This window comes from Clostridium sp. (assembly GCF_036642255.1).
In the GTDB taxonomy this organism is placed as follows: Bacteria; Bacillota; Clostridia; order Clostridiales; family Clostridiaceae; genus Clostridium_J.
On record NZ_JAVWDJ010000040.1, the window covers coordinates 20,280 to 32,462 of the forward strand.

At 29.7% G+C, this 12,183-nt stretch carries 8 protein-coding genes; 7 read left to right on the forward strand and 1 reads right to left on the reverse strand.

Annotation, left to right across the window (positions count from 1 at the left end):
• The first annotated feature begins 115 nt into the window (after nt 1-115).
• From hcp to RR409_RS16670, 3 genes are all read left to right on the forward strand, one after another.
• Nucleotides 116-1,828, forward strand: coding sequence for a hydroxylamine reductase (hcp, locus tag RR409_RS16660; RefSeq protein WP_332558899.1), 1,713 nt, complete (start codon nt 116-118; stop codon nt 1,826-1,828).
• Nucleotides 1,829-2,250: 422 nt separating this feature from the next.
• Nucleotides 2,251-3,360 carry a sporulation integral membrane protein YtvI gene (gene ytvI / locus RR409_RS16665; RefSeq protein WP_332558900.1) on the forward strand — a complete coding sequence of 370 codons (1,110 nt, stop codon included), beginning with the start codon at nt 2,251-2,253 and terminating at the stop codon, nt 3,358-3,360.
• A 140-nt stretch (nt 3,361-3,500) separates the two neighbouring features.
• Nucleotides 3,501-3,860 carry a hypothetical protein gene (locus RR409_RS16670; protein WP_332558901.1) on the forward strand — a complete coding sequence of 120 codons (360 nt, stop codon included), beginning with the start codon at nt 3,501-3,503 and terminating at the stop codon, nt 3,858-3,860.
• A gap of 100 nt (nt 3,861-3,960) precedes the next feature.
• Here RR409_RS16670 and RR409_RS16675 read toward each other — a convergent pair whose 3' ends face one another.
• Nucleotides 3,961-4,860 carry a DUF2156 domain-containing protein gene (locus RR409_RS16675; RefSeq protein WP_332558902.1) on the reverse strand — a complete coding sequence of 300 codons (900 nt, stop codon included), beginning with the start codon at nt 4,858-4,860 and terminating at the stop codon, nt 3,961-3,963.
• Nucleotides 4,861-5,315: 455 nt separating this feature from the next.
• Between RR409_RS16675 and RR409_RS16680 the strand changes: the two genes are divergently transcribed.
• From RR409_RS16680 to RR409_RS16695, 4 genes are all read left to right on the forward strand, one after another.
• On the forward strand, nt 5,316-6,146 hold the full coding sequence (locus tag RR409_RS16680) for a cyanophycinase (RefSeq protein ID WP_332558903.1): 831 nt from the start codon (nt 5,316-5,318) through the stop codon (nt 6,144-6,146).
• On the forward strand, nt 6,133-8,778 hold the full coding sequence (gene cphA / locus RR409_RS16685; protein WP_332558904.1) for a cyanophycin synthetase: 2,646 nt from the start codon (nt 6,133-6,135) through the stop codon (nt 8,776-8,778). The genes RR409_RS16680 and cphA overlap by 14 nt, the downstream gene beginning before the upstream one ends.
• A gap of 543 nt (nt 8,779-9,321) precedes the next feature.
• Nucleotides 9,322-10,017 carry a response regulator transcription factor gene (locus RR409_RS16690; protein WP_332558905.1) on the forward strand — a complete coding sequence of 232 codons (696 nt, stop codon included), beginning with the start codon at nt 9,322-9,324 and terminating at the stop codon, nt 10,015-10,017.
• Between the two features lie 58 nt (nt 10,018-10,075).
• A complete protein-coding gene (locus RR409_RS16695; protein ID WP_332558906.1) occupies nt 10,076-11,824 on the forward strand; it encodes an ATP-binding protein in 1,749 nt (582 codons plus the stop codon).
• The last annotated feature ends 359 nt before the right edge of the window (nt 11,825-12,183 follow it).

Below are 12,183 nucleotides of genomic sequence, written 5' to 3' on the forward strand. Positions count from 1 at the left end.
AATTTGACTTGTGGTTAGGAAATAAACGAACAGCAAACTACACATGAAAACAGTAAACAAAATAATTAATTTATAAAAAATACATTTAAAATAATGATTTATGGAGGAATAAATAATGAGTATGTTTTGTTATCAATGTCAAGAAGCGGCAGGCTGCAAAGGATGTACAGTGAAAGGTGTTTGCGGTAAAACAGAAGATTTAGCAAAAGCACAAGATTTATTAATATATATTTTAAAGGGTATATCAGTATACAGCGTTAAAGGTAGAGAAGTTGGAGTAATAAACAAAGAAGTAGATAAATTTATCACTGAAGGTTTATTTGCTACAATTACAAATGCAAACTTTGACAGAAATGTATTTATCGCAAGAATTAGAAGAGGCTTACAGTTAAGAGAAGAGTTAAAACAACAAGTTATCAAAGCAGGTGCAAACTTAGGTCAATCAAATGCTAATGAAAACTGGTTAAATAAAATGCTTTCTTTCGTAGGCTTTAAAAGAGAAGAAGAAGTTAATCTACCAGATGCAGCTATTTGGTTTGCAAATAATGTAGAGGACTTCAATGCAAAAGCAGAAACAGTGGGAGTATTATCAACTAAAGATGAAGATATCAGATCTTTAAGAGAACTTATAATATATGGACTAAAAGGAGTATCAGCATACTTAAAACAAGCTATGCATTTAGGCTATAACAATGAAGAAGTACATGGCTTTATGCATAAAGCATTAGCAGCTACATTAGATGATACCTTAACAGTAAATGATTATATAGCATTAACTTTAGAAGCAGGAAAATTCGGGGTAGACGGTATGGCTTTACTAGATAAAGCAAATACAGAAATGTATGGTCACCCAGAAATTACAAAAGTTAATATTGGAGTTAGAAAAAACCCAGGTATATTAATTAGTGGACACGATTTAAGAGACCTAGAGCAATTGCTTGAGCAAACAGAAGGAACTGGAATTGATGTTTACACCCACAGTGAAATGCTTCCAGCTCACTACTACCCAGCATTCAAGAAATACTCTCACTTTGCAGGAAACTATGGAAATGCTTGGTGGAAACAAACTGAAGAGTTTGAAAAATTCAATGGACCAATACTAATGACAACAAATTGTTTAGTACCACCTAAAGATTCTTATAAAGAAAGAGTATACACAACAAGTGTAACAGGATTTGAAGGATTAACTCACATTGATGCAAATGCTAAAGGAGAAAAAGATTTCTCAGTTATCATTGAACATGCTAAAAAATGTGCAGCTCCAACAGAAATAGAAACTGGAGAAATCATTGGAGGATTCGCTCATAACCAAGTATTTGCACTTGCAGATAAAGTTGTTGATGCAGTTAAGAGCGGAGCAATAAGAAAATTCTTCGTAATGGCTGGTTGTGATGGAAGAGCGAAGAGCAGAAACTACTACACTGAGTTTGCAGAGGCGCTACCAAAAGATACAGTAATTTTAACAGCGGGATGTGCTAAATACAAATATAACAAATTAAACTTAGGTGATATTGGTGGAATTCCAAGAGTTCTAGATGCAGGACAATGTAATGACTCTTATTCACTAGTATTAATCGCATTAAAACTTAAAGAAGTATTTGGGTTAAATGATGTAAATGAATTACCAATAGCATACAACATTGCATGGTATGAGCAAAAGGCTGTAATAGTATTACTTTCACTATTATACTTAGGAGTGAAGAATATTCACTTAGGACCAACTCTACCAGCATTCTTATCACCAAATGTAGCTAAGGTTTTAGTAGAAAACTTTGGAATTGGTGGAATAACAAATGTAGAAGACGACATGAAAATGTTCTTAAGCTAATAATAAAGAAAGAGGCAGATGCAAAGCATCTGTCTCTTGTTATTATGATAGAGATTGTATATATTCCCAAAAGTCTTGTTCTTTACTAGTCAAACGAAATTTATAAACCCAATATTAGGAAAAGGTGTAATAAGCTGTGACTTCAAGGTATAGATTTTCTTGTAATGGTGTGATTTTTTATAAGTCTAATTCAATACATAAGTATCTTGTAGTTTTGAAATTAAATATAATCATTGATTAAATTTATTATAAAATGTAGTGTATTATAGGAAAACATTGTGTATAATTTGAATTATAGAATTGCAAAAATTAATATTATAATTGCTGTAGTTTAGAGAACTGAAAAAACAAAATAATATTATTATAAAGAAAGTTTCAAAAACTTTCCTATAAATAGATGAATTATTGGAGGATAACACACATTGGAAAAAGCATACAATATTGATAGAAAAAAATTGCTAAAACTATCTTTAATAGTAATAGGTACTGTTCTAGCGTTTATATTAATCTATAAGTCTATAACTTATTTACTTCCATTTATAATAGCCTTTGTAATAGCACAATTAATGGAGCCGATTATTAATTTTCTTGGAGACAAAGTAAAGATACCAAGAAAAGTTGGTGCTCTTATAAGCTTAATTTTTATGATTAGCATTTTAGGTGTTATTATACTTTTTATCATTGCAAGTTTAATTGATCAATTAAAAGGTATGATAAATATAATGCCACAGGTTATAGGGGACTTATACCACAATATACAAAAGCTCTCTAATGGAGAATTGAAAATAATTAATATAGAAATTCCAACTGAATTTACTAGTCATATTGAAAGCATGGCTATGAGTTTAGTAAGCTATCTTATGGATATTGTAAATAAGGTTGTTAAAGGTGCTTTCTACACTGCATTTTCTTTTCCTGAGATTTTATTGTTTACTCTTACTACTATAATCTCAACATATTTTATTGCTAGTGGTAGATACATAATCATAAATTATTTTAAATCACAAGTTCCAAAATCATGGCATGGTAAGATAGGAATTATAAAAAATGACTCTATAACATCAATAGTTAAGCTTATAAAGGCATATCTGATAATATTAACAATTACCTTTAGTGAGGTATTTCTGGGATTATCCATACTAAGGATAAAGTATGCATTAATAATAGCTATAATAATTAGCATAGTAGATTTGTTACCAGTACTTGGAACAGGAATAGTTATTATTCCTTGGTCCATATATTATTTAATAAATGGCAATATATTTTTAGCAATGGGATTGTTTTTGATGTGGTTAGTGATTTTAATTGTAAGACAAATCGTAGAGCCGAGAATTATAAGCAGCCAAATTGGAGTTCATCCATTAGTTACTCTCATGGGAATCTATATAGGGTTTAAACTTATCGGAGCCGGGGGTCTTATTTTAGGTCCATTAACTGTTCTAGCTGTAAAGAGTATTTTTGCAATGCTACTTAAGGGAAAAACCTTAGGTGAATTCTTAAAGTTATCTTCAGAAAAATTAATAGTAAAGTAAATATAGTAAACAAAACAAGTGCTTTTTCATACTATATAATAAATACAGTATTTCACTATACTTAAGTAGGCGATCAATTATGTAACATATGGCACATATTGATACTTACTTATAATATATAGTAGGGGAGTTTATATTATATGGAAAATGTTGAATTGTTAAATGCTCTTATGAGTGACCCTGAAGTAAGAAAGTTACTTGTTAAACTAAGCAAAAATGATACTGTAAATACTGTATTAAATAGTGGAAATGCACAATCAAATTATTATCCAAATAACTATAATAACTGTTATCCAAGCCAAGGTGGCAATCAAAACTTTGGGTTAGGAGGTCTAGGACTATTATTCCTACTACCTCTTTTGTTTTGCGGTTGTGGTGGTGGCTTTGGCTGTGGCGGCGGTTGTGGACACGGTGGTCTTGGTTTCGGTAGAGGCTTTGGTTTTAACAACAGATGTTGTAATCCTTGTGATTGTTGTGATTGCTGCGAATTTTGGTGCTAAGATAACTTAAGAGTATTTAAACTTAATTTAACCTCCTATATTTTATATAGGAGGTTATTGTTATTTGTTTTCTTTTTAAAACATCAGTAATTTTATAGTACTAATTTATAGGTTTGGGGTTTACTGCATATTTTGGCTCTAGTTTTATAGGTTGATAAGTAAGTTTGGCCTTTCTCAATCCCTCAATCCCTAAGTCCTGTTCTCTATTAATATAAGGTACATCTTTAAAATATTCCTCAACAAAGGTTTTATTAATGAATGCATAAAGTCCATTTATATTTGCATCAGCTTTTTCTATATGAATAATTGCCATTTCATCAGTGACCTTTTCACCAATGGTAAAAGCCGATAATTTATCATTTACATAGACAACCATTCCTTTAAATTCTAGGAATTGACTATTTTTTAGAAGCTCTTCAATAGCCTTTAACTCATATAGAAGGTACCCCTTACAATCATTCTTTCGGCACCATTCTCTAGCAGCCTTAATACAATCACAAACTATTGAATCTGTAATAGGTTCTATTCTAAATTCATTGTTTTTAATGAAGTTGTTATAGTGATTTTTCTTACTGTGTAACTTTTTTCCTGATAATGAAATAAGTTTTTCACTACTATATATATAATCAAAATTAGATCTGTCTTCTTCTATAATTAAATTATCTCCAAATATCTCCTTAAGATCATTTGTAAAGGGTTCTTCTGCATCCTTAAACAAGTAACCAACATCTTCAGCACTTTGATATTCAATAAGTGCATCCACAATATCCTTCAGATTATCTTTTGTATAACCTAAAGGTTCCATAAAGTGGTAACTTCCATCAAAATCAAGTTTTTTTAGTATTAAAGTATCCTTATAGATAGCATATTCAATATCTAAAGCTTTCCTCCAAATAAAGAGGTTAGTAAAGGAATATTCACAAGTTAAAAATTTATAGGGTTTTAAAAATTTATCAAATAGAGATTTATCTTCTAATTTTAATGGTTTAAAATCAAGCATTATGTATTTCCTCCTAGTAAAATTACTACAATTGTTAATTATGTTAGTTTTAACAATACTAAATATATTTATTATAGCACAACAATTTAAATATATTTAATCAAATTCATACATTTAACAAATTTATCATATGTGGGTTTATTTTATGAATATTTATCTATAAAACTGTGAAAATTAATCTAAGATAGTTTTAATACATGAATATAATAAAACTTAATTTTAACTATATTTTAGGAGGAGATATCTACCTTTATATTCATACTAAAGCACAATGTAGTAAGGTAAACTATGGTATACACTGTATTTTCCTTGAAAATAACTCAATAAATTGAACTTTTTCACCAATTAGGATTGAATTTATTAATTTTATTAAGTTAATTCAAAAATAAATAATGTATAATACCTTGCTTACTGGAAAAAATATAGAATGCGTAAAAAAGATGAGGTGATATTTATTGGAACCAAAGCTAGAAGGTAATTTAATTATTATTGGAGGAGCTGAAGATAAAAAAGGAGAAAAACAAATATTAAAGGAGGTATGTAGCAAGATAGACAGAGATAACGAAGAACTAGTAATTGCTACAGTAGCTACAGAGCTTCCAGAAGAAGTTGGAAAAGAATATACAAAGATTTTTAGAAATCTTGGTGTGAAAAAAATAAGTATTTTAGATATACAAAACAGAGAGCATGGCTTTGAAGAGAAAAACATAAATATGTTAAAAGCTGCATCAATAGTATTTTTTACTGGTGGAGATCAACTTAAAATTACAAGCCTTTTAGGGGGTACGCCACTGTATAAAGTAATAAAGGATATATATAAAGAAGGTTGTGTGTTCGTAGGTACATCAGCAGGTGCATCTGTTATGAGTGACACAATGATTGTAGGTGGATCCAATGATGAATCGCCAAAAAAATCAACAATTACAATGGCTCCTGGGTTAGGCTTAATTAAAGATGTAATTATTGATCAACACTTTGCTCAAAGAGGTAGGGTTGGTAGACTTTTAGGCGCTATTGCAGAAAATCCTGAATGCTTAGGCATCGGAATAGATGAGGATACAGCAATTGAAGTGTCAGATAAGGGATACTTTAGAGCTCTAGGATCCGGAGCAGTATATGTAATTGATGCAAGTAATATAACGTATACTAACGTTTCTGAACAACATGCTGAGGAATTACTATCTATGTTTAATGTAAAGATGCATGTATTAAAAAATAATGACCGTTTTGACCTAACCACAAGGCAGCCATTCAAAAACAAGGAGGAAAAAGATGAAAATAAGTAGTTTCACCACTTTTGAAGGGAGGAATATATACTGCCATAAAAAGTGTATTCGAATGGATTTAGACTTACAGGGATATTGTGAAACGCCTAGTAAGAATATACCAGGTTTTAACGAAAAACTTGTTAAGGCTATTCCTGAATTGAAAACTCATCGTTGTGGTATTGATGAAGAAGGTGGATTTGTTAAACGACTAAAAGAGGGAACTTATTTAGCTCATATTTCAGAACATAGCATAATAGCTCTTCAAAATCGATTGGGCTTAGAAGCTAAGTATGGAAAAGCAAGAGAAATAAAGGATGATAATTATTATATAATTTTTGAATATATATACCCCAATACTGCAATTCATATCGGGAAAGTAGTCATTGAGTTTATTAACTCTCTTATTGATAATTTACCTTATGATTTGGAAGACAAAATAGAAGAGATTAAGAAAACTTTATCAAAAGAGCAGTTAGGACCAAGTACACTTACTATATGTGAAGAAGCTAAAAAAAGAGGAATTCCTCTAATGAGAATAGGGGAGGGTAGCATATTTCAATTAGGTTATGGGAAGCACGGAAAAAGAATTGAAGCAACAATTGGAGAAAACACTGGAACAATAGCAGTTGATATAGCCTGTGATAAACTTCTTACGAAACAAATATTAGAATATCAATGTTTACCTGTAGCACTAGGATCAAAAGTAAGCAATTTGAAGCAATTACTTTCAGAGGCAGAATTTTTAAAGTATCCCTTAGTGCTTAAACCTAGATATGGAAATCAAGGTAAGGGCGTTTATGCCAACATAAAGGATGATGTGGAACTGCTTGAATCCTACAATGAACTACGAAAAAACTATGATGATATTATAGTTGAAGAACATGTATCTGGAGATGATTACAGAGCTTGTGTTGTAGATGGCGAAGTAGTAGCTGTATCAAAAAGAATTCCACCTTTTGTTATAGGCGATGGAGTAAAAACTGTAGAACAGTTAATTCATGACTTAAATAATGATGTCCTACGTGGAGAAGGCCATGAAAAACCTCTTACAAAAATAAAAATAGATGATAAACTTATTAATCACCTAAAGAAAAAAATGCTTAATTTAAATGAAGTTATTCCCAATGGGAAACAGATTATCTTAAGAGAAAATGCTAATCTATCTACTGGGGGATTGGCCATAGATTGTACAGATGAAATTTGCAGAGAAAATGTAGAAATTTGCAAAAGAGTTGCAGCCGCTGTAGGATTAGATATTTGTGGAATAGATATAGTATGTAAAGATATATCCAAATCTTTATATACTGAAGGTATAATAGTGGAAGTTAATGCTGCTCCAGGAATAAGAATGCATCATTATCCTTGTAAAGGAAATAGTAGAAATGTTGCTGAAAAGATAGTAGAAATGTTATTTAAGGAACCAATAGAGAAATTTCCATTGGTTGCAGTAACAGGTACTAACGGAAAAACAACTACTACAAGGCTCATTAGTCATGCTCTTCAATTATGGGGCCGTAAGGTTGGAATGACAACTACTGGTGGAATTTATATAAATGACAAATGCATAAGAAAAGGTGACACCACTGGACCAGAGAGTGCAAAAACAATACTTTTAAATAGAGAAGTAGATGCAGCAGTTCTTGAAACTGCTAGAGGTGGAATTGTTCGTTCAGGATTAGCATATGACCTTGCAGATGTGGCGGTTATAACTAATATAACAGATGATCACTTGGGTATAGATAACATAAACACCTTAGAAGAATTAGCTCATGTTAAGTCATTAGTAGGTGAAGCGGTAAAAAGTGATGGATATGTAGTTCTTAACGCCGATGACAAAATGATTCCAACAATTTTAGAAAGAATGAAAAGTGATATAATTTTCTTTTCTAAGGATAAAAACAACGAGTATCTGCTTAAAAACATGAATCAAGGCGGATATGGAATATATGTAGATCAAGGAGAATTATATATAGAAAAAGCTGGAGAAAAAATATCTTTAATAAACATAAAAGATATTGGAATAACTGTTGATGGAAATCTTCAGTATAATATCGAAAACGCAATGGCAGCTTGTGGAGCTTTAATTGGAATAGGGGTAGATTACGAAACAATTAAAAATGGATTAGCTACATTTTATTGCAATGAAGAGCTAAATCCAGGAAGATTTAATGTTTATGATATAGGAGAAATTAAAGTAATACTGGATTATGGACATAATATTGATGGATATAGAGCTGTATTAGAGGGTTTAAAAAATATGAAAACCAATAAGTTAATTGGGATAATCGGAGTTCCAGGAGACAGATTAGAAAGAAATATTGAAGAAATAGGAAAAATTAGCGCTCAATATTTTGATGAAATTTATATAAAAGAAGATAGAGACAAAAGAGGAAGAGAAGTAGGTGAAGTAGCAAGAATTTTAAGAAATGGAGTTACATCAGAGAACTTTAATGAAAAGGCTTTAAAAATAATATTAGATGAAAAAGAATCATTAAATTGTGCAATAGAAAATGCAGAGCCAGGTGATGTAATAATTATATTCTTTGAGGAGTATTTACCACTGGTAGATTTAGTGAAGGAGAAGATAAGTGAGGGAAATAGTATAAAAGAAAACGCAATAGAACATAGGGAAATAAAGGTTTTAGCATAGTTTGTTTCTTGAAATCTTTACAATAGAGGAATGAAAAGTCATAACCAGGAAAATATTTAGTAATCTTAAATATAAAAAAAGTTATGTTTATTTATTCTAAAAGGTAGCGAGCTAAATCTGTAGCTCGCTATCTTTTGGTATATACTCTTATTGCCACTGTATACTTTGAGCTTATTACAAATTAAATTGTTTTAATAGTGAAAAAACTATAGTAAATATTTAGAATAAAAAACTAAAAAGCTCACAAATAAAAATAAGTGAAAATTAAGGACATAAAATTAATATATATCACAACCATAATATTTCTTCTTTAATTTTATCTAAATTAACATTATAATAAGATTACAAAGTAAAAATTGTTCAAAGTTTTTTAGATAATTATTATCTAAATGTATTTAAAGATTTAACTTTTCTAAGGTTAATTTGTAAGATAAATATGGTTTTCCATTATTGAAGGAAATCACCTTAAGAGATTTAATTTCTAAACTAAATCTGCATCTATATGTTAAATTTATAACAAAAACTAAATTTAAAGGAGTAAATATGAATAAAAAAGTATTGGTTGTTGATGATGAGAAATATATAGTAGAATTATTGCAAGTAAATTTAGAAAGCAATGGATTTGAAGTTATAACCTGCGATAGAGGAGATATGGTAGTAAGTGTATGTGAAAGTACCATGCCGGATATTGTGCTACTAGATTTAATGCTTCCTGGGCTTGACGGGATTGAGGTATGCAAAAGAATAAGAAATCATCCTAAACTTGAAAAAATTATAATTATAATGATTACAGCTAGAGATGATGAAATTGATAAAGTCATTGGGTTAGAATTGGGAGCAGATGATTACATTGCTAAGCCTTTTAGTGTTCGAGAAGTACTTGCTCGTATTAAAGTAATATTTAGACGAATTAACCTTACTGTTCACAGTGAGAATGAAAATTTTATTGAAAATCATAGTTGCTTAAAAATCAACCATGAAACACAGGAAGTTTTTGTTGGTGATGAGAAAATTAATTTATCTTATATGGAATTTAAACTTCTAGAGGTTTTAGCAAACAATAAAGGAACAATAGTACAAAGACAAGATCTGTTTAAACAGGTTTGGGGCTATGATTTAGTAGAGGAGACTCGTACCTTGGATGTTCACATAAGAAAATTACGAAAAAAACTAGGTGACGATGAGAAGTATCCGAATTTAATAGAAACTGTAAGGGGTCTAGGATACAAACTTAAATAAAGCTATATAATAATTTATTTTAAGTTGTTATCTGGATAAGACTTAGGGAGTTATATGCATGAAAAGAAAGCTGATTGCTGGATGTTTAATAATAATATTATTTAGTTCTTTAATTACAGGGTTTTTGTCAATGGGACTCATAAGACAATCTCTTATTAATAGTAATGCTGAGAGATTGACTAGTAGTGGATATTTAGTGCAAAAGATCCTTGGGGATAAAAATATTAAGGATATTAATTATGAAGAGCTTGTTAAAGGATTGCACAATGATACAAATCAAAGAATCACATTTATAGATGAAAAAGGTAATATAATAGCAGATTCTATGGATAATAGTTTACATCCTAATAATATTCTTATTAATGATATCGAAAGTTCTACAAGAGGAAATAAAGTTGTAAGAATAACTAATGACTTAAAAAGTAATATGACATATGTTTCCGTAATAATGCCTGCTATTAAAGTTGAAGGTGAATTAATTATTTTAAGACTTCAAAGCCCAATTGATTATCTTCAAAAACTTACTCAGGTATTAATTAGAAGCATTGGTATTGCTATTATTATTGGGATTTTCACATCACTTGCCATTGCCTATTTATATAGTAGAAAAATCCTGAAGCCAATAGGTGAAATTACTGCAGTGTCAAAGCTGATTGCAAAGGGGAAGTTTCATAAGCGAGTTGTAGTTAATTCTGGTGATGAGATTGAAGATATGGCACAAACCTTTAACTACATGACTGAGACTATTGAAAACAATATAAATGTATTAAATGATAAAAACTTAAAGTTAAATGCGATAATGATTGGAATGGTTGATGGAATTATAGCTTTTGATTCTAATGGAACTATAATATTAGTAAATCACTTTGCAAGGGAAATACTTAGCCTGAATTGTGATAACTTAGAAGGCAAAAATATATACGATTTAGTTTATAACCCAATTATATTGAATCTTATTGATATGGCATTACAAGGCGAAGTGAACCAAACTAAGGAAATGGGATTTAGTTGTAAACAAGGATTTATATATAAGGTTAAAGCTAGTATATTTCATTATGAAGGTACACCAGAGAACAAAGGAATTGTTTTAGTCTTTGAAGATATTACAGAAATAAAAAAATCTGAGGATTTGAAAAGAGATTTTATAGTTAATGCTTCCCATGAATTAAAAACACCATTAACTACTATAAGTGGATTTATAGAAACTTTAAAGCTAGGAAATTATAAAGATGAAAAGCAAAGGAAAAGATTTATTAGTATTATTGAATCAGAAACTAATAGGTTAAAAAGACTTACTCAAAATATGCTTACTCTTGCCGTAGCAGAAAGTATGCATGAAAACGAAGAAGGTTACGTGAATGTAGATGTTTGCCATGTAATGGAAGAATTAAAAGATTTATTAGAATACTTAGCAGAAAATAAAAATATAACACTTCTTTTCAAAGCTACTGAAAATATGACAATAAAAGTATGTAATAGAGATTGGTTTAAGCAATTATTACTAAATCTTATTGATAATGCAATAAAATATACCCCACAAGATGGTAATGTACAGTTGAGCTGTTTTTTAAAAGAAACAGAAGCTGTTTTTATTGTAGAAGATGATGGCATCGGAATTAGTACTGATGAATTACCTAGAATATTTGACAAGTTTTATAGAGTAGATAAATCAAGAACTAGTGAAATTGAAGGAACAGGATTAGGACTTGCTATTGTAAAACATATTGTTAAAGCTCTAAAAGGTAAAATTGAAGTTGAAAGTCAAGTTGGAAAGGGAAGCAAGTTTACTGTTTACCTTCCGAAATAGATGAAAAATGGCTGTATATAAAATACAGCCATTTTTTATGATTTGATATTGCTAATTAAGTGATATTTTTAGTATTTTGAAAAACTAAATTGTTATGAAGGTTTAAAAAATATTTGTCAATAAAATCATAATTGATATGTTTTATGTTATTTTTTATTACAACTATTATAAAGTAAATCATAGTAGTGTTTTTATAAGTTTTGGGCAAAATATACTTGTAACTTTATATATACTAAATTTTGGTTTTAGTATATAATAATTTTTGCACATAATAATACAATATTTATTAATGTTTTATTACATAAGGAGGCATATTTTATGGATTTTTTACTAAGAGGAGTAACCTCTATAACAATTCA

Excerpts from the sequence above, each read along its gene's own strand:
- RR409_RS16695 (WP_332558906.1), top strand. The coding sequence starts at position 10,076 with ATGAAAAGAAAGCTGATTGCTGGATGTTTAATAATAATATTATTTAGT.
- RR409_RS16690 (WP_332558905.1), top strand. The coding sequence starts at position 9,322 with ATGAATAAAAAAGTATTGGTTGTTGATGATGAGAAATATATAGTAGAA.
- RR409_RS16670 (WP_332558901.1), top strand. The coding sequence starts at position 3,501 with ATGGAAAATGTTGAATTGTTAAATGCTCTTATGAGTGACCCTGAAGTA.
- hcp (WP_332558899.1), top strand. The coding sequence starts at position 116 with ATGAGTATGTTTTGTTATCAATGTCAAGAAGCGGCAGGCTGCAAAGGA.
- RR409_RS16675 (WP_332558902.1), bottom strand. The coding sequence starts at position 4,860 with ATGCTTGATTTTAAACCATTAAAATTAGAAGATAAATCTCTATTTGAT.
- cphA (WP_332558904.1), top strand. The coding sequence starts at position 6,133 with ATGAAAATAAGTAGTTTCACCACTTTTGAAGGGAGGAATATATACTGC.